The sequence below is a fragment of the Nocardia sp. NPDC052112 genome (genome assembly GCF_040680135.1).
GTDB lineage: Bacteria > Actinomycetota > Actinomycetes > Mycobacteriales > Mycobacteriaceae > Nocardia.
In genome coordinates this window covers 18,209-35,473 of the sequence record NZ_JBFAWD010000030.1, presented here as the reverse complement: position 1 = coordinate 35,473, position 17,265 = coordinate 18,209, and the positions used below count along the sequence as shown (strand labels likewise).

19 protein-coding genes are annotated in these 17,265 nt (G+C 66.5%); 11 read left to right on the top strand and 8 right to left on the bottom strand.

Annotated elements, in window-relative coordinates:
- Positions 1-11 precede the first annotated feature (11 nt).
- Complete coding sequence (locus tag AB0L58_RS37000; RefSeq protein WP_364394886.1) at positions 12-1,085, top strand: iron ABC transporter permease; 1,074 nt, start codon at positions 12-14, stop codon at positions 1,083-1,085.
- A complete protein-coding gene (locus AB0L58_RS36995) occupies positions 1,082-1,957 on the top strand; it encodes a heme ABC transporter ATP-binding protein (protein WP_364394767.1) in 876 nt (291 codons plus the stop codon). Before AB0L58_RS37000 ends, AB0L58_RS36995 begins: the two co-directional genes overlap by 4 nt.
- 28 nt (positions 1,958-1,985) lie before the next feature.
- On the opposite strand, the gene AB0L58_RS36990 is transcribed toward AB0L58_RS36995, so the two are convergent.
- The 4 genes from AB0L58_RS36990 to AB0L58_RS36975 are packed head-to-tail and all read right to left on the bottom strand — an operon-like array spanning position 1,986 to position 5,431.
- A complete protein-coding gene (locus AB0L58_RS36990; RefSeq protein WP_364394765.1) occupies positions 1,986-2,411 on the bottom strand; it encodes a YrdB family protein in 426 nt (141 codons plus the stop codon).
- 35 nt (positions 2,412-2,446) lie between these two features.
- Complete coding sequence (locus AB0L58_RS36985; protein ID WP_364394763.1) at positions 2,447-4,540, bottom strand: MMPL family transporter; 2,094 nt, start codon at positions 4,538-4,540, stop codon at positions 2,447-2,449.
- Entirely contained in the window at positions 4,541-5,074 is a 534-nt protein-coding gene (locus AB0L58_RS36980; RefSeq protein WP_364394761.1) for a hypothetical protein, read from the bottom strand.
- Positions 5,075-5,431, bottom strand: a complete 357-nt coding sequence (locus tag AB0L58_RS36975; protein ID WP_364394759.1) for a hypothetical protein — start codon at positions 5,429-5,431, stop codon at positions 5,075-5,077.
- 154 nt (positions 5,432-5,585) lie between these two features.
- Here AB0L58_RS36975 and AB0L58_RS36970 point away from each other — a divergent pair, with 154 nt between their 5' ends.
- From AB0L58_RS36970 to AB0L58_RS36955, 4 genes are all read left to right on the top strand, one after another.
- Positions 5,586-6,644 (top strand): hypothetical protein, encoded by a 1,059-nt coding sequence (locus tag AB0L58_RS36970; RefSeq protein WP_364394757.1) that lies wholly within the window; start codon positions 5,586-5,588, stop codon positions 6,642-6,644.
- The gene (locus tag AB0L58_RS36965; RefSeq protein WP_040691094.1) at positions 6,644-6,889 is read left to right on the top strand and encodes a DUF5703 family protein; all 246 of its coding nucleotides are present in this window, start codon (positions 6,644-6,646) and stop codon (positions 6,887-6,889) included. Before AB0L58_RS36970 ends, AB0L58_RS36965 begins: the two co-directional genes overlap by 1 nt.
- A gap of 4 nt (positions 6,890-6,893) precedes the next feature.
- Positions 6,894-7,970 (top strand): quinone-dependent dihydroorotate dehydrogenase, encoded by a 1,077-nt coding sequence (locus tag AB0L58_RS36960; RefSeq protein WP_364394755.1) that lies wholly within the window; start codon positions 6,894-6,896, stop codon positions 7,968-7,970.
- 120 nt (positions 7,971-8,090) lie between these two features.
- Complete coding sequence (locus tag AB0L58_RS36955) at positions 8,091-9,083, top strand: PfkB family carbohydrate kinase (protein ID WP_364394753.1); 993 nt, start codon at positions 8,091-8,093, stop codon at positions 9,081-9,083.
- A gap of 67 nt (positions 9,084-9,150) precedes the next feature.
- Here AB0L58_RS36955 and AB0L58_RS36950 read toward each other — a convergent pair whose 3' ends face one another.
- From AB0L58_RS36950 to AB0L58_RS36940, 3 genes are read right to left on the bottom strand one after another with little or no spacing between them, the layout of a single operon-like run.
- Entirely contained in the window at positions 9,151-9,537 is a 387-nt protein-coding gene (locus AB0L58_RS36950) for a hypothetical protein (protein ID WP_364394751.1), read from the bottom strand.
- Positions 9,534-9,818, bottom strand: a complete 285-nt coding sequence (locus AB0L58_RS36945) for a hypothetical protein (protein WP_364394749.1) — start codon at positions 9,816-9,818, stop codon at positions 9,534-9,536. Before AB0L58_RS36945 ends, AB0L58_RS36950 begins: the two co-directional genes overlap by 4 nt.
- A complete protein-coding gene (locus AB0L58_RS36940) occupies positions 9,815-10,102 on the bottom strand; it encodes a hypothetical protein (RefSeq protein WP_364394747.1) in 288 nt (95 codons plus the stop codon). Before AB0L58_RS36940 ends, AB0L58_RS36945 begins: the two co-directional genes overlap by 4 nt.
- Positions 10,103-10,567: 465 nt before the next feature.
- Here AB0L58_RS36940 and AB0L58_RS36935 point away from each other — a divergent pair, with 465 nt between their 5' ends.
- The 5 genes from AB0L58_RS36935 to AB0L58_RS36915 all read left to right on the top strand — a co-directional run bounded on the left by AB0L58_RS36935 (position 10,568) and on the right by AB0L58_RS36915 (position 16,612).
- The gene (locus AB0L58_RS36935) at positions 10,568-12,073 is read left to right on the top strand and encodes a PfkB family carbohydrate kinase (protein ID WP_364394745.1); all 1,506 of its coding nucleotides are present in this window, start codon (positions 10,568-10,570) and stop codon (positions 12,071-12,073) included.
- 145 nt (positions 12,074-12,218) lie between these two features.
- On the top strand, positions 12,219-13,220 hold the full coding sequence (locus AB0L58_RS36930; RefSeq protein ID WP_364394743.1) for a GTP cyclohydrolase II: 1,002 nt from the start codon (positions 12,219-12,221) through the stop codon (positions 13,218-13,220).
- 146 nt (positions 13,221-13,366) lie between these two features.
- Complete coding sequence (locus AB0L58_RS36925; RefSeq protein ID WP_364394741.1) at positions 13,367-13,609, top strand: hypothetical protein; 243 nt, start codon at positions 13,367-13,369, stop codon at positions 13,607-13,609.
- Positions 13,610-13,784: 175 nt separating this feature from the next.
- Complete coding sequence (locus tag AB0L58_RS36920; protein WP_364394739.1) at positions 13,785-14,597, top strand: GTP cyclohydrolase II; 813 nt, start codon at positions 13,785-13,787, stop codon at positions 14,595-14,597.
- Positions 14,598-14,779: 182 nt separating this feature from the next.
- A complete protein-coding gene (locus AB0L58_RS36915; RefSeq protein WP_364394737.1) occupies positions 14,780-16,612 on the top strand; it encodes a long-chain fatty acid--CoA ligase in 1,833 nt (610 codons plus the stop codon).
- A gap of 103 nt (positions 16,613-16,715) precedes the next feature.
- Here the strand turns inward: AB0L58_RS36915 and AB0L58_RS36910 are convergent, their stop codons facing one another.
- Positions 16,716-17,252, bottom strand: coding sequence for a YbhB/YbcL family Raf kinase inhibitor-like protein (locus tag AB0L58_RS36910; protein ID WP_364394735.1), 537 nt, complete (start codon positions 17,250-17,252; stop codon positions 16,716-16,718).
- Positions 17,253-17,265: the final 13 nt, after the last annotated feature.

Sequence of the window (17,265 nt, the reverse complement as noted above, 5' to 3'; positions counted from 1 at the left end):
CGGACTCGGTGATGCCGCACAGTCCGCATCCGGTCGTGCCCAAATCGCGGGGGCGGTCGCGGATCACGATCGTGTTCGGGGTCGCGGTGACCGTGCTGGTGGTTTTGGCGTTGGTGTCGTCGGCGATCGGGCAGGTGCCGACGACACCGGCCGAGGTGGCGGGCAGCGTGTTGCATCGGATCGGCTTGGACTGGGGGCCGATGCCCGCGCACCCGGCCGGTGAGGTGACGCTGTGGCAGGTGCGGTTCCCGCGCGTGGTGCTCGCGATCCTGGTCGGCGCGGCATTGGCGACAGCGGGTGCATTGTTGCAGGGCGTGTTCGCGAATCCGCTCGCCGAGCCGGGCGTGATCGGAGTGTCGGCGGGGGCGGCGGTCGGTGCTGGCACCGTGATCGTGATGGGTGGTGCGTTCGTGGCGGCGTGGTCGGTGGCGGCGGCCGCATTCGTGGCAGGGCTGTCGACCACAGTGCTGGTGTATCTGCTGTCGCGCTCGAATGGGCGGACCGAGGTGGTCACGCTGGTGCTGACCGGTGTCGCGATCAATGCGTTCGCGGGTGGTTTGATCGCGTTCCTGCTGTTCATCGCGACACCCGCGGCCCGCGATCAGATCGTGTTCTGGCAGTTGGGCAGTCTCAACGGAGCCACTTGGGATGCGGTGCGCGTCGTCGCTCCGCTGGCCGCTCTCGGCATTCTCGCCGCGGTGCTCATCGCGCCGCGTCTGGATCTGCTCGCCCTCGGCGAATCCGCCGCACGCCATCTGGGTGTCGACGTGGAGCGTTTGCGGCGCAACGTCATCGTGGTGGTCGCCGTCCTCGCCACCGCGGGCGTCGCCTTCACCGGCATCGTGCTGTTCGTCGGCCTGATCGTGCCGCATGTGGTCCGCATGCTCGTCGGACCGGCCCACCGCATCCTGATCCCGTTGAGCGCCATCGTCGGCGCGGTCGTACTCCTCGCCGCCGACGTCGCCGCCCGCTCCCTGGTCCACAATGCCGACCTCCCCCTCGGCATGCTCACCTCCCTCATCGGCGGCCCCTTCTTCTTCTGGCTCCTGCGCCGCACACGCGCTCGCGCGGGAGGTTGGGCATGAGCGCAGGTGTGAGCGGGGTGCTCGAGGGATTGAGTTCGGTGTTCGCGCGGACGCACGAGTTGCCGGTACCGCCGAAGCGAGGTGCGGTGACGCTTCGAGCCAACGGTGTAAGCGTCGACCGGCGTGGGGCTTCGGGGGCACATACCCGGCGGGTGCTCGAGGCGGTGGACTTCGACGTTGTCGCGGGTGAGATCGTGGCGCTGGTGGGGCCGAACGGGGCGGGCAAGTCGACATTGCTCGCGGCGCTCGCCGGTGAGCTGGAACTCAGCGCGGGCACGATCGAACTCGATGGGCGGGCGCTGGGTCACTGGTCGCCTCTGGATATGGCGCGACGCCGGGCGGTACTGCCGCAGAGCCACACGGTCGGATTTCCGTTCACCGCCCGCGAGGTGGTCGCCATGGGGCGTGCGCCGTGGGTGCGGACCGACCAGCGAAACCTCGACGACGAACGGATCGCCGCTGCCATGTCCGCCGCCGACGTGGAACACCTTGCCGTGCGTGCATTTCCGACGCTGTCCGGTGGTGAACGCGCCCGTGTGGCCCTGGCCCGCGTACTCGCCCAGGACACCGCAACCCTGTTACTGGACGAACCCACCGCCGCGCTCGACCTCGGCCACCAGGAAGCGGTGCTGCGCCTGGCCACCGACCGCGCCGCCGCGGGCGCCGCCGTCGTCGTCGTCCTGCACGACCTCGGCATCGCCGCCGCCTACGCCGACCGCGTCGCCGTCCTGGAATCGGGCCGCATCGCCGCCGACGGCCCACCCCGCAAGGTCCTCACCACCGAACTGCTCACCCGCGTCTACCAACACCCCGTCGAGGTCCTCGACCACCCGGTAACCGGTGCCCAACTGGTCCTCCCCGTCCGCCGCTGACCCGTCGACCCGCTGCGCTGCGGAGTCATCACAGGAGCGACAGCCGCACCCGCGAACAACGAGCGCCCAATCGGTCCTCCGGCTGACCCGGCGTTCGGATTCGGCTACCGATAGTCGGTCTCAGGCCTGGTGCCACAGCAGCCGCAGCGCGCCGTTGATCACCCACACCGCGAAGAACACGACTCCGCCGGTGCGGTGTCCGATCAGCACCGCCGAACCACGCGAACTCCAGAAGTCCGCGCCACGGGCCGGTGAGCGGGTACCGCGCGTTCTTGCCGCCGCCTGCGGCGAACAGTGCCCACACCACGATGAATACCGCGGGGGCGCCGATCCCGGCGATGACGCGCACAGCGGGGTTCGCGTCGCGGGTGCAGCCCCAGATGGCCGCTCCGGCAAGCACACCCAGCTCCAGCGGGAACATCAGGGCCGGATTGGCGCCTTTGAGCACAGTCATTCTCGATCCTCTCGCCCGCGCGCCGAGCAGCCGGTTCAGCGCCAGATCAGCTTCAACACCGCGGGCGTCAACAACATGCGGATCACGGACGCGTCCAGGACCAGCGCCGCGATCATGCCGTAGGCGATGTACTTCATCAACACCAGATCGGAGAAGCCGAACGCACCGGTCACCACAATGAGAATCGCTGCGGCGGAGGTGATTACGCCGCCGGTGTGGGCGATACCGTAGCGGATGGCCTCCGGTGGCGACGCGCCGTCCGCGCGCGCCTCGGCCATCCGCGACAGCAGAAATACCTCATAATCGGTGGACAGCCCGAACACGACCGTCACGATGAGCGCCAGCACCGCGAACATCAGCGGTCCGGGCGTGAAGTCGAAGATCCCGGCCCCGTGTCCCTCGACGAACACCCAGGTGAGCACGCCCAAGGTGGAGGCCAGACTCAATGCGCTCATCAAGACGGCCTTGAGCGCCAATACCATCGAACGGAATGCCAGATACAGCATCACCAACGCCGCGGCCGCCAGGAGCCCGACCAGCAGCGGTAGTCGCACGAGCAACCCGTTGATGCTGTCGCGCTCGAGCGCGGGCACCCCGGTGACCATGATGTCCACCCCGTCGGGTTCCGGAATCGCCCGCAGCGCATCGATTACCGCGTCCGCATTGCGCTTGTCGGCGAGACCGGCGTTGAGCACATTGATCCCGCCCTTGGTCGGCGCACCGGGTTCGAAGCGGCCCGTCAGACCAGGAATCCGGCTCGCCTCATAGCGAATATCGCTGAGCTGCTGCGGGTTCGCGCCCACGATCACCAGCTTGATCGGCTCGGTGCGGAAGCTCGGGAACAACGCGTCGAAGCGCTCTTGTGCGACCCGTGCCGGATTGTCCTCGGACAGATACCGTTCGCTGATCCCGCCGAACTCGATATTGTGAATCGGAATGATCAATGCGAGCAGTCCGAGCACGATCGGCACCACCACCGCCCACGGCCGCCGCATCGCCCGCGTCGCCAACCGCGAGAAGAATCCGGCATCGATCTGCGCCTCGGTCTTGGTGTGTGAGAAGCGATGCCAACCCCACAGGTCGATGCGCCGCCCGACAATGCTCAGCACCGCGGGCAGCGCTGTCACCGACAGCACCGCCGCGAGCAGCACCGAACTGATTCCGCCATAGGGCACTGACCGCAGCACACCGTTCGGGAAGATGAATAACGCCGCCAGGCTGATCGCGATGATCGCGGCCGAGAACATCACGGTGCGCCCGGCCGTGGCGACGGTGCGCGCCGTCGCATCCGCCACGCTGTGCCCGGCGGCCAACTCCTCCCGGAACCGGGTCACGGTGAACAGTCCGTAGTCGATCGCCAGCCCCAAACTCACCAGCGTGACCACGGCGCTGGCGAAGACGTTGACCTCGATGTGATCGGTGAGCAGCCGAATGGTGCCCTGGGTACCGAGCACCGTCATCCCGCCGATCAGCACCGGCAGCAGCGCCCCGACCACCCCGCCGAAAACGAAATACAGCAGGATCGCCACGATCGGCAGCGCGATGATCTCGGCCCGGCGAATATCGTCCTGCATGCCCTGATTGATGCCCTCGACAATCGGCTGCAGCCCGGCCAGCTGCACCGTGGTGCCGCCGGGGCCAGCGCCCGCGCGTCCGGCACCGAGCTCACCCTTGATCGCCGTGTAGTTCTCGACCGTCGCGGTGCCCTCCCCGCGCAGTCCGACGCTGGCGAAGGCATGGGTGTGCGAGGCGTCGGTGGCCTGCGCGGCGAAGGGGCTGTCCCAATAGCTGTCGATCTTCTGGATCCGGTCGGGGTGACCGACGAGCAGTTGTTTGAGCGAATTGGTCACTGCTGCACGCACGGTCGGGTCGTCGACGGTCGAGCCCTCGGGCGCCGTGTAGAGCAGGATGATGTCGCTGTCGGTATCGCGGCCGAAGGTGGCATCGGCGATCTTGGCGGCGGCGACCGATTCACTGCTCTCGTCGAACCAGCCCTCCTGGGTCAGCCGGCTCGCCAGATCCCGGCCGTACCAGCCCGAGAGCAACACCGCGACAATGGCTGCGCCCAGCACCAGATAGCGGTGGCGGTGGATGAGGCGTCCCCACCGCAGCGAACCGGATTCGATCATTCAGCCGCAGGCCGGGGTGCGGTAGTCGGCCGAGCGCAGGATGCCGCACAGGTCGGTGCGCGAGATCTTCCACTTGCCGTCGAGCAGCACGAAGTGCACGACGGTGGTGCGGACCGCGGTGCCGGTGCCGTCCTTGTCCAGCCGCATGGTCGCGGTCAGCGTGCCGTCACGGTTGTCGAAGACCGGATCGGTCACCCCGTAGATGGCGCGCGGATTGTCCTGCAGCGCCTTGTACATGTCCGGGATGGCGTCGCGGAACGCCGCACCGTCCTCGATGAGGTCGGTGCGTTCGGAGTCGGGCAGCGTGGGATCCAGGGCGCGTTTGATCTGTGCGTCCAATTCGGCTGCCGTCGGCAGCGGCCGGTGCGCCGCGCTCGAGGAGGCCGCGACCGAGGACGACAACGAGGCATTGGCCGAGGAACGCGCGGCATCGACCGAGGCCTCGTCGGGTCCTGTGCTGCATGCCGCGGCCACCGCGACGAGGGTGGCCGCGGTGAGTGCGCTACGGAGGAATCGTGGGGTTGGCATCACCATCTACATACCATCAATAACGGAACTGATCCGGCCCAGCAGGGCCCGCACGGTTGTCATATCACGTTCCGGGGCCGTGTCCACCGGCTCCGCATCCGGAATCATGTCGCGCACCAGCGCCACGATGCTGCGTTCGTCGTCGAGGTCGATATCGGTGGCGCGCGCCTGCGCGACGGCGACCACATCCTCCGGTCCGGGCACATCACTGTCGAGGTCGGCGCGGTAGATCTCCAGCTCCACGGTGGAACGGACCGTGCGGAAGGCGTAGGGCCTGCCGTCGGCCGTGGTGCCGAATCCGTGAGCAAACGGACCAACGGTTATGTCATCGATGGCAAATCCCGATGGATGGTCGGCTTTCAACCGGATCTCCCTGAATTGGACACTATTTCAGACCAACGGTAACCCCGATCACCGACATTCCCCGCCAGCGACTACCCCGGTAGGCCGGTCACGTGCGCCATCATGGTCAGATGGTGCGGTAGCAGATGATTCGTCCTAGTAAGGAGTTCGGTGCATGCGCCCGTATGGTTCACTGCCCGCAGCACTCGCGGGTGTGGCGGTGCTGGCGCTGATCGCCGGATGTTCCTCCGACTCCGATAGCGACAAACTCGAGACCCGACCGGCAGCTACTGCGGCGGTCGCGCCCGCGCAGAGCGCGCAACCTACCGGGGATGTGTGGGGGCTCGGCAACCCGATCGGCGCACTGTTCGCCGAGGCGGGCACCGGCCAACTCGTCGCACTCGACGCGAGCCGTGACGCCAGCAGGATGATGTTCGTCATCGACCCGGCGACATTCACCCGGCTCGACCGCACCGGCGGGGCGGATCCCGAGATGCGCACCCTCTTGCTGCCCGCCCCCGGCGCCGGTCTGGCGCAGGGCAAGCCGGGCGAACTGCTGATTCCCGCCGACCATCAGATCATGCGTGTCGACATAACCACCGGTGTCGTGACCGAGATGCCTGTCGACGGCGACGCCAAGTCGGTGCGGTATCGCGATGACGGCACGCTGTTCGTCGGCACCGCGGACGGCAAGGTGCGCGAATTCGCACCCGACGGCACGGTGCGGGAAACTATTTCCGGGCTCGCCTCCGCCGACGCCCTCGCCCTCACCGGCGACCGTGTCTCGGTCCTGGACCGCCGCCAGACCTCGCTCACCCAGCTCGACTTCGGCAAAGACCGCCTGGGCCTGGCACTGCGCGCGGGTGACGGCGCAACCAATCTGGTGACCGATCCGTTCGGCCGCATCACCGTCACCGACACCGCGGGTGGCGAACTGCTGGTCTACACCGCCGGACCGCTCGTACTGCGTCAGCGATTCCCGGTAGGATCGTCGCCTTACGCGCTTGCCTACGACCAACGGTCCGACACCGTGTGGGTGACGTGCACGCAGAGCAACGAAGTCGTCGGATTCGACCTGTCGACGGGTATACCGAAAGAGGTGGGCCGTTATCCGACGGTTCGCCAGCCGAACTCGGTGACCATCGACGAGCGCAGCGGTGACCTGTTCGTCGGTTCCGCGACCGGAGACGGTCTGCAACGGATCCGCGCGGACCAGCGGAAGAAAGGGCAGTGATGGCGCCACAATCTCGCGCAGCGCTACCAGCGAGCTGGGAAACCACCAGTGACGACTATGAATATGTGCCGCTGCGGCTCCCACCGGAGGTGACCCGGGTGACGGCGTCGATGCGGCTGGCCATCCAGGCCGAATTCGGCGGCTGGGAGCTGTCGCGGGTGCGGGCCTACACCGACGGCAGTCGGCGGGTGCTGCTGCGGCGTCGAAAAACCGCACTACTACCCCAGCCCGAACCGGGAATGTGAGGCCATGTATTCACTGCTGCTGCGCCTGATGTTCCTGCTGCCGCCGGAACGCATCCACCATCTGGCGTTCACGGCCATGCGGCTGGCCGCCCGGTTCGTGCCGTCGCGTTGGGCGATGGCCAAGGTGCTCACCACCGACGATCCGATCCTGCGCAACCATGCCTTCGGCATCGATTTCCCCGCGCCGCTCGGGCTGGCCGCCGGATTCGACAAGAACGCCGACGGCGTGAACGCCTGGGCGCCACTGGGATTCGGATTCGCCGAAATCGGCACCGTCACCGCACAGGCCCAACCGGGCAATCCCGCGCCGCGTCTGTTCCGGCTGCCCGCCGACCATGGCCTGATCAACCGGATGGGCTTCAACAACCACGGCGCTGCCGCCGCGGCCGAACATCTGCGCAACCGCCGTCGCGGGGTTCCGATCGGCGCGAATATCGGCAAAACGAAAATTGTCGAACCCGTCGACGCCGCCGCCGACTACGCGGTGAGCGCCTCCCTGCTCGGTCCGCTGGCCGATTTCGTCGTCGTCAATGTCAGCTCCCCCAACACCCCCGGCCTGCGGGATCTGCAGGCCGTGGCATCCCTGCGCCCGGTCCTGCAGGCCGTTCTCGACAGTGTCGAGGTCCCGGTGCTGGTGAAAATCGCCCCCGATCTGTCCGACGACGATGTCGATGCCGTCGCCGACCTCGCGGTCGAACTCGGTCTGGCCGGGATTGTCGCCACCAACACCACCATCCGCCGCGACGGCCTGCGCACCGCCGCCGCCGAGGTCACCGCCATGGGCGCTGGCGGCCTGTCCGGACCCCCTGTTGCCGAGCGGTCCCTGGAAGTGCTGCGTCGGCTCTACCGCCGCGTCGGTGATCGGCTGGTGCTGATCTCGGTCGGTGGTATCGAAACCGCCGACCAGGCCTGGGAGCGCATCCTGGCCGGTGCCACCCTGCTGCAGGGCTACACCGGTTTCATCTACGGCGGACCGTTCTGGATGCGCAACATCCATCGTGGGATCGCCCAGCGCCTGCGCGAAGGCGGTTACCACTCGATCGCCGAGGCGGTCGGTGCGGAGCATGTGACGCACACCTGATCCCGACCGGTCGTTTCGTGCGGTCGATGCATTGTTGCGGGACATGCCATTTCGCGTATGCGCGGCCTAAGCTGGTGTGCGGCAAGACATATCGAACGCAGCATTCAGAGGGGGCGGCGCATGGTCCCGCACGACCCGGGAACGGATGCCGAACCGGCTGGTCCACACGCGCCACGGGGCGTGGTCACCGTCGTCGGAGACGCGGTGATCGACCACATCTACCGCACCGAACAGATACCGTCCCCGGGTTCGTGGGTCAGCGGGCATTTCGATGCTCGCGTGGGCGGCAAGGGTCTCAATCGCGCCGTTGCGGCGGCGCGGCTCGGGCTGCAAGTCCGATTCGTCAGCATCGTCGGTGACGATGACGGCGGCCGCCGCATCCTCGAGTACCTCGATCGTGAAGGCGTGGACACCGAATTTGTCAAGGTCGGGCCGGGCGCGACGCCGGTAACCGCGGCATTGGTCGCCGAGAACGGCGACTCGGCCTTCATCGGAGGTCTGGTCGGCGCCGAATTGGATCGGCGCGACCTGCTGAGTGCCATCACATCCTCCGACGTGGTGCTGCTGACCTTCGGGCTGCCCGCCGCCGTGCTCGAGGCGGTGCTGTCGATCCTCCCGACAACCGCCGATCGGCCGCGTGTGCTCGTGCATCCCGCACCGCCGCTCGACCCGCCCGAGGGATCGAGGCGCCTGCGTGCCTACTTCGACAAGATCGACTATCTGATCGGAACCCCTTGGCACCTGGACAGATTGATGCTCGACGACCCGGCCGTCGCCGGGGAGTCCGGCGCGAATATCGCCCAGCGGGCGTGCGCGACCCTCGGTGTGCGGTGCGTCTGTGCGGTCGAACACTTCGCCTGCACCGTCCGATCGGATGACCTGCGACTGGATATCCCGGCAAGTCCGCTGGTCGTCCTCGACGACTCACCCGGTGCCGGTGCGGCATTCGCCGCGGCGTTGGCCTATCGGCTGGTGGCAACAGGGCAGCTCGCGGACCGTCGAGATTTCGAATGGGCGACCGCCGCGATGGCGGCAACGGAGTCCTACAGCGGGTTTCCCGACTCGATGCCGACCGTCGGCGATATCGACCGGATCATCGCCGGAGCTCGATGACGACCGTCGATCTCGATGACATCGGCCGCCTCCCCTCCGTGCGGCCGATGCATCGTGGCGCGGCACGCTACCGGAACACCCGCGGTGGCCGGTCGTGCCGCGACATCCGGTGTGAGGTGAAGCTACGCCCGGTGGCTTCACAGCTCGCCTCGTCGAGACCTTGATCCAGGCGGGCGATTATCCGCTTGGACAGCAGTATCACCGCCTGCTCCCAGATAATGCCGACGGTGCCGGCCAGGACGGCCGCATCGGCATGGGCGTGCCGGTCGTGCACGATGTCCGGATCGCTGAGGATCTCGTCGAGTTCCATACCGGCCATTGCCTGTTCGCGGTTGAGCCGCCGGTCGGGCAGCCAGCTCAACCGCCACACCGCGGCCTCGGAACCGGTCTCGCGGTAGGCGGACTCCGGTGATATGTCACTGATCATGGTCCATTCGGTGGCCTTGACGGTCATGGGTGCCTCCGGTGTAGCAATTCGAGCCCGATGAGCTCGAGGGGTATTCCGATCTGACCGGCGCAATAGAAGGCCCGTGCTTGAACCGTCGAGTCGTGCCGGGAATCCGGGGTGCTGAAGATCTCCGCGAGGTCCATCCCCGCCAGAGCCTGTTCCCGCGTCAGCAGCCGATCCGGCAGCCAGCTCAGCCGCCACGATTTGGCCCACTTGTCCGCCAGCCGGTAGGCCGACTCCGCGGTGAGATCGCTGGTCATCGACCAGTGAGTTACGTAGATGGTCACGAATGCCTCCTGTCGAGCATCCGCTGGTGCAGCGTGTGCAATGCCTGCTGCACGGTGATACCGAGTTGATCGGCCAAGGCCCGCGCGGGCGCGTCGTGGTCCGATGCCGGGGCCGGGTGGCTCAGCATCTCCTGCAATTGCATTCCGGCCCAGGCCTGTTCGCGGGTCAGCTGGTCGGGCAGCCAGCTCAATCGCCATGCGGGTTCCTCGCGGCCCGCCCGCCAAGCCCATTCTTCGGGTGTGACGCTGCTGGTCATCGACCGGCTGCATTCGTAGATCGTCACGGCGCTCTCCAGGGGTGCCAGAGCCGTCGCCGACCACATTTTGGGCGCGCTGAGCCCCGGTCGACCGCTGTCGCACGGTCAGCCGGGGCCCGCTGCTGTCGGATGGAGCAGGCGACGAAGTCGATTTGATCGGGTGGAATATCGTCCCGGCGAACTCGATACGTTCGCCTAGACGGTGGCGTGGTTCGCAACGAGTTCGGTTTCGGTACCGCCGGCCCTTGGCTCCCCGCGCCGCCGTGCGTGCCGTATCAGCAGAATCACTTTCATCACCAGGGCCCTCCCGAGTCATCTGGCGGACGACACTTGGTCGCCGTAACTCAGTGTGGCATTTGCCATTCACTACGGTCAATTGCCGTTGTAAGTTGGTAATTGCCGGTTCACTCAGCGGCTAAACCCCGGACGATTGGGCATATCGTGAGAGTGGCACAGGGAACGATCGCAGCGTCATGGAGGACAGGCCCGCCTATGGTCCAGCAGGACTCACGCACGGTTGCCATTCGCAACATTCTCACCAGGCTCAGCAAACGCTCGGGGCTGAGTGCGGATCGATTGCGCACCACGGAGATCGACGTCGCGCCCCTGCTGGATCTGTCGGTTGTCAAGGAGCGAGCGGACCGTGAGGGGATCTCGCTGGAGGAGGCCGTCCTGCCGGTGATTCGCGATCTCGCCCGGCATTTGGCACCGACGCACCGGCTGATCGCAGACGCCGAGTTGTCATTGGGACTTCTGCGCGAAAAGCAGCCGCATGGAATCGATCTGGTGCGCCTCTACGCGGCCGATCTCGGCGAGCGGCGTGAATATCTCACCACGGAGTGGGAACTGCTGCATCGAACGGTCGGGGCAAACGACATCACCCCACCGCCGAGCGTGCGTTCCCTGCGAGCGACGCCCGAGCGCCGAGCGTTCACCGCGTTGGCGGGACAACTCGTGGCCGCGTCGTCCTATGCGGGGCGATCCGGATATCGGTTCACGCCGGAACCGAAAGTGTTGGTGACACTGCCGGATTCGCAACCGCAGCGTGGGGCCGTGACAGTAATCGGGGACTCGGTGATCGATCACATATATCGCATCGGGCAGATTCCGGTGGCCGGCAAGTCGACGCCGGGTGGATTCGAGATGCACGCGGGGGGCAAGGGGCTCAATCGTGCGGTGGCAGCGGCACGGCTGGGACTTCAGGTGCGATTGGTCTCCGCTGTCGGTGCCGACGATGCGGGCAGATATATCCGCAGCTTTCTGGAATCCGAGAATGTCGACACCCGGCTGGTCAAGGAAGTCGCCGGGGCGCAGACACAAGTGACGGCGGTGATGATCACCAGCACCGGGACATCGAGCTACATCAGCTGCAAAGATGAGCGGATTCGGTTGGGTGCCCATGACCCGCGTGATCCGGAGGTGCGGGCCGCGCTCGCCGCCTCGGACGCGGTGCTGCTGACCTTCGAACAGCCGGTCGATATCGTCGAGCGGATCATGGCCACTATCCGCGGCCTGAACCCGCGTCCGTTACTGCTGGTGAATGCCACACCGGCGATCGAAAGCCCCCAGTATCTGTACGGCTACCTCGACACGGTCGACTATCTGGTCGGCACTACGGCTGAACTCGGCAAGATGCTGCCCGGAGAAGACATCGGTTCGGCCGAGAACATCGCACAAAGGCTACGTATGCTCGGCGTTCGGGCGGTATGTGTGATCGAGGGCTTCCAATGCACTGTTCGATCCGATGCCGTTAATACTCGCATTGCCGACTTCCCTGCCGCGCTCGCCGACTCGCCGGGAGCGGCGGCCGCGTTCTCGGCCGCACTCGCCCGCAAACTCGTCGGCGCAACCGGACCTGTCGATCAACGGGTATTCCGTTGGGCCACTGCGGCAATGGTCGCGACCCAGTCATTCGGCGACGTGCCGGACGCGATGCCCAGGGAGCGCGACATCGATCGAATCATCCATATCGCCGCCGACGAGCCGACCACGGGCTGAGCGCTTACGATGCGTCGAGGCCCCGCCGACACCGGGGCCCTCGAACGATGTGTAAATTAGCTCGCACCTGTCATCGGACGGACGGTCATGGCGACCGGCGAGGCTACATCACCTGCAAGTTCATCCCACCTATCGGAGGACCAGCGTGAATGAAGCGGCGTCTAGCCTCGATGAGACCGGGCACCGCTTGACCCGCCGGGGTCGCGAACTACAGGTCGGCGTCGTGCCGATACTGCATCACGTCGACGGCGGGCACGCACTGGTCTTCGGGCAGGCCACGGATGGATCGCCGGGAATCAGCGATGGCTGTCTGGTTCGGATCCACTCCCGCTGCCTCTATGGCGACGCACTGCGTTCCGATGACTGCGACTGCGGTCCCGAGCTCGATATGGCCATGGACATGATCCAGGACGAGGGTGCGGGGGTGCTGATCTATCTGGAGCAGGAGGGCCGTGGTGCCGGGCTGATCAACAAGGCGCGGGGGCTGCAGACCAGCGAGCGCTTCGATATCGACACCTTCGCCAGCTATGCGCGGCTGGAGCTGAGCGCGGATTCGCGATCCTATGAGTCGGCCGCCCGATGCCTGCGCGATCTCGGGCTCACGTCGGTACGACTGCTCACAAACAATCCCGAGAAGGTGGAACCGCTGGAACGAGCCGGAATCGCCGTGACCAGGGTGCCGCTGCACACCTGGCCGCGCAGCGAGCGGGCCCGGAAGTATCTGCAGGCCAAACGGCGTCATCGCGGGCATCAAATCCCGAGGCTCCCGGCTGTTTCGACGGTTGAGCAGGTCAGGTGGGACCGGCGGGCCCGCACCCATGTGGCGTCTTTGGCGATTCCCGTGATGGCACTGCCCAGTGCTCTGCTCGGATACTTTGGCGCCGCCACGATTTCGGCTGCCACCGGATTGGTGGTGTTGGGGCTGTGTATGTGGCCCGACGCGCGCGGAATTCACCGCCCCGGTCGACGCATGCGCCCGGGGCGGCCGGTGGTCGATGTCGAGCAGCCACGTTTACCCCAACCGGATCAGGTTGATGCGCTCGTCGATTCCTCCGCGTCCGGACAGCACCAGGCAACCCCTCGGCGCACCGGCCGCCGACGCGGTCGCCCGCTAGCGCACGTCGGTGCCGACCAGCAGGACACGTAGCCGCGAAAACGACACGGACACAAGACCGCCGGGCTGATCGATGCACCGCGGAACGCCGTGCGGCAATGGTGTGCATCGGCTCTCACGCCGGCTGTGATGACCTGCGGGATCCCACTCGTCGATCTGCGAGCAATCGGGCGGCATTCATGGTGGAAGTGGTGCACAAAACGGCACGCAGCACTGGTCTTCCGCGTCATGAGCGATGCCTGTTCGGCAAGGCGCGCAGCCACATTCGCAAACTCTTCGCAGCTGTGATTCAGGCCACACAGTCTGGTTGGCGTGCGGCGCAGTACTATTCAGATCAGCCGGTCGATGATCTTCCGCTCCAACTGCTCGGGGTGACCGATATCGAAAGCACCTGCGCGACCGGCCAGCGCTTTCGTCCGTGAGCCAAGGCATCTCGGGTCTCCGGACGGTACGGGCATCGGTGGCGCGAGCAAACCGATGTCGCTCGATCGACTTCGTGCAACCAAGCCGCCGCGGTCAGCCGCCGCGCCCCATGGCGCCGCGATCGGGCAAGGACACCAGGCTACGCATCCGGGTCGCGGAAAACGGAGGTCACAGGTGGAGAACTCGAGCACCCTCGATGACACCGCCCATGGGTTCACCCGCAAGGGGCAGACTCTGATGGTTCGGGTGATGGAGGTGGCCGGCGGCGGCGAAAACGGGCATGTGCTCGTCTACGGAGAGGTCGCCGATGGATGTCTGGTCCGTATCCACTCGCGGTGCCTGTACGGTGACGCGCTCGGCTCGCAGAACTGTGACTGCGGGCCGGAGCTGGACAAGGCGCTGGATCTGATGTGGGCGGACGGCGGCGGCGTGCTCATCTACCTGGAGCAAGAGGGGCGAGGCAGTGGACTGATCGCGAAGGCGCTCGGCCATCGGGAGAGCGAGCTACGCAAGATCGACACGTTCGCGAGCTATGAGCTTCTCGGATTTCCCATGGACAGCCGCACCTACCTCCATGCAGCCAAGAGCTTGCAGGATCTCGGCCTGACCAGGGTGCGGCTGCTCACGAACAATCCCGCGAAGGTCGAGGAATTGCGATCGGCCGGACTGGCGGTGGACAGGGTGCCGTTGCACACCGATCCATTGAGCCGAGAGGCGGCGCTATATCTCGAGGCAAAACGTCGCCGACGCGGACATCTGCTCCCGCGGTGTGATCTGCTGTCCGGACCGCCCATGGAACCCGTATCCGAACGTCATGGCCGCTTCGCGCGCGCCTGGTCGCGACTCGGACCTGATCTACGCCAGCGCCACGCCGTCCGGCGCGTCCGAGTCAAAGTGCGGTCCGGTGCGCTTCGCCGGATCTGGTTGTGTGGCGCGAATCTGCCGTGGGGCCGCGACAAGGGGACCGATCCGTCCGCGTCCAAGTAACGGACACGATTACCCCGGTCTGGCTACCATGAGTGAGCCGCGCCACAGAGTGCGATCCCACCGCGTGACACGATGAGATAGAGTCTCCTGCAATTTATCAACAGCAGCGGGTCTCGAACCGTGTGAAAAACACGCGGTCGCGCCGGGTGCGGTGCACGCCAGAGATATCGGGAAACGGGAAGATGACGACAACAGAAATCGGTTTCGCGCACGAGTCCGGCAAGACGGTGTACACAGTGCCCGAGGCATTCCAGGAGACCGTGAAGCAACGGCCGGATCAGATCGCGCTGCGGACGGTCGGTGGCACCACGGAGATCAGCTGGCGCGAATACGGCGAGCGGGTCCGTACGCTGGCGGCCGGACTCGCCGGACTCGGCGTCGGCCACGGCGACACCGTCGGCATCATGCTCACCAACCGGCCCGAATTCAATCTGATCGATACCGCCGCACTGCATCTGGGCGCGACCCCCTTCTCGATCTACAACACCAGCTCCCCCGAGCAGATCAAGCATCTGTTCACCAATGCGCAGAACAAGGTGGTGATCACCGAACGCGCCTTCCTCGACGTGATCAAGGGCGCGGGCGTCGAGCTCGAGCACATCGTGGTGGTGGACGGTCCGGCCGCCGATACGGTCGCCCTGGCCGACTTGGCGGCGAATCCGGCCGCCGACTTCGATTTCGAGGCGGCCTGGCAGGCGGTCACCCCCGACGATCTCGCCACACTGATCTACACCTCGGGCACCACCGGCCCGTCCAAGGGGGTGGAGATCACCCAGCGCAATGTGCTGGCCCAGATCATCGCGCTGGTCAACGGCCCGCTGCGGGTCGGTTTCGACGACCGGGCCATCTCCTACCTGCCCGCCGCGCACGTCGCCGACCGCATCTCCGGACATGCCATCAGCCTGCTCACCGGCATCCTGATCACCTGTGTGCCGGATCCGCGCGAGATCGCCGCGGCGCTGCCCGACGCGCGTCCCACCATCTTCTTCGGCGTGCCCCGGGTATGGCAGAAGATCAAGGCCGGTATCGACGGCAAGCTGGCCACCGAAGCGAGTCCGGTGAAGAAGGCGCTGGCGAACTGGGCCATCAATACCGGCGTCGCGGCGGCGCGCGCCGATCTGGCGGGTAACGGCCGCAGCCCGGTGCTCGCCGCACAGCACAAGATCGCCGACGCGCTGGTGCTGTCGAAACTGCGCGCCGCGCTCGGGCTGGACAATCTCAAGGTCGCGGCCTCCGGCGCCGCGGCGATCCCCGCCGAAACCCTCGAGTACTTCCTCGGACTCGGGTTCACGGTCTCCGAGGTGTGGGGCATGTCGGAGACCACCGGCGTGGCCACCTACACCGAACTGGCCAAGCCGCGCCCAGGTTCGGTCGGCCGGGCCGTCGAGGGCCTCGAGCTACGGCTCGGTGAGGACGGTGAATTGCTGGTGCGTGGCGCGATCGTCACCCCGGGCTACCGCAAGCAGCCCGACAAGACCAAGGAGGCGCTCGACGCCGATGGCTGGCTGGCAACCGGCGACGTCGCCACCATCGACGCCGACGGCTACGTGCGCATCGTGGACCGCAAGAAGGAACTGATCATCAATGAGTCGGGTAAGAACATCTCCCCGACCAATATCGAGAACGCGGTCAAAGCGGCCTCCTCGCTGGTCGGTCAGGTGGTGGCGATCGGGGAGGCCAAACCGTTCATCTCCGCGCTGATCGTGCTCGATCCGGACACCGCCGCTATCCGGGCCAAGGAAATCGACGCGCCCGCGGACGATCTGGCCGCGCTGGCCATCCGCGAGGAGATCCTCGACGAGGTGCTGGCCGCCGTCGTCGCGGGCAATCGCAAGCTGTCGCGGGTCGAGCAGATCAAGCGGTTCACCGTGGTCGGCAAGCCATGGGAGCCGGGCGGTGACGAGCTGACCCCGACCATGAAGCTCAAGCGCAACCCGATCGCGGCGAAGTACGCCGAGGAGATCGCCGCGCTGTACGTCACGCCGCTGGCCGAATCGGTCGTGAACGTCTCCTGAATCTACCGACACGACTGTGGCCCTGAGCAAATGCTCAGGGCCACAGTCATTTTCGTCCGCTGGTGTGCGCGCACGCATGGTCGTCGGCAGACTTGTGCCGCTCCTACGCGACCTCGTACTCGGCGACGATGGTCGCGCGGGCGAGGGTGTGAGAGAAGAGGTTGAAACCGAGGAAGGCGGGAGTGCCGTTCTCATCGATCTCGAGTCGGTCCACGTCGAGCGCGTGCACGACGATGAAGTAGCGGTGGTACCCGTGTCCGGCCGGCGGTGCCGCTCCGACGTATCCGGGGAACCCGCCATCGTTGCGCAGCGTGACCGCACCGTTGGGCAAGGCCCCGCCCTCGCTGCCCGCGCCGCGCGGCAGCGAGGTGGTGCTCGCCGGAACATTGGCCACCGCCCAATGCCAGAAGCCGGATGCGGTCGGCGCGTCCGGATCGTAGACGGTGACGGCGAAACTCTTTGTCTCCGAAGGGAATCCGGACCAGGACAGCTGTGGCGAGATATCCTTGCCGCCGGCGCCGAACACCCCGCTGACCTGATCGTTGTCGAATGTCTGGCCATCGGAGACATCCTCGGACGTCAGCGTGAAGCTGGGCACCTGCGGGAGCGGGGCGTAGGGGTTGTAGGAGTAGTCGGGCACGATGGTCCTTTCG

What these genes read in the sequence shown, in the direction of transcription:
- AB0L58_RS37000 (WP_364394886.1), top strand. Translation starts at nt 12, where the DNA reads ATGCCGCACAGTCCGCATCCGGTCGTGCCCAAATCGCGGGGGCGGTCG.
- AB0L58_RS36995 (WP_364394767.1), top strand. Translation starts at nt 1,082, where the DNA reads ATGAGCGCAGGTGTGAGCGGGGTGCTCGAGGGATTGAGTTCGGTGTTC.
- AB0L58_RS36990 (WP_364394765.1), bottom strand. Translation starts at nt 2,411, where the DNA reads ATGACTGTGCTCAAAGGCGCCAATCCGGCCCTGATGTTCCCGCTGGAG.
- AB0L58_RS36985 (WP_364394763.1), bottom strand. Translation starts at nt 4,540, where the DNA reads ATGATCGAATCCGGTTCGCTGCGGTGGGGACGCCTCATCCACCGCCAC.
- AB0L58_RS36980 (WP_364394761.1), bottom strand. Translation starts at nt 5,074, where the DNA reads ATGGTGATGCCAACCCCACGATTCCTCCGTAGCGCACTCACCGCGGCC.
- AB0L58_RS36970 (WP_364394757.1), top strand. Translation starts at nt 5,586, where the DNA reads ATGCGCCCGTATGGTTCACTGCCCGCAGCACTCGCGGGTGTGGCGGTG.
- AB0L58_RS36965 (WP_040691094.1), top strand. Translation starts at nt 6,644, where the DNA reads ATGGCGCCACAATCTCGCGCAGCGCTACCAGCGAGCTGGGAAACCACC.
- AB0L58_RS36960 (WP_364394755.1), top strand. Translation starts at nt 6,894, where the DNA reads ATGTATTCACTGCTGCTGCGCCTGATGTTCCTGCTGCCGCCGGAACGC.
- AB0L58_RS36955 (WP_364394753.1), top strand. Translation starts at nt 8,091, where the DNA reads ATGGTCCCGCACGACCCGGGAACGGATGCCGAACCGGCTGGTCCACAC.
- AB0L58_RS36950 (WP_364394751.1), bottom strand. Translation starts at nt 9,537, where the DNA reads ATGACCGTCAAGGCCACCGAATGGACCATGATCAGTGACATATCACCG.
- AB0L58_RS36935 (WP_364394745.1), top strand. Translation starts at nt 10,568, where the DNA reads ATGGTCCAGCAGGACTCACGCACGGTTGCCATTCGCAACATTCTCACC.
- AB0L58_RS36925 (WP_364394741.1), top strand. Translation starts at nt 13,367, where the DNA reads ATGGTGGAAGTGGTGCACAAAACGGCACGCAGCACTGGTCTTCCGCGT.
- AB0L58_RS36915 (WP_364394737.1), top strand. Translation starts at nt 14,780, where the DNA reads ATGACGACAACAGAAATCGGTTTCGCGCACGAGTCCGGCAAGACGGTG.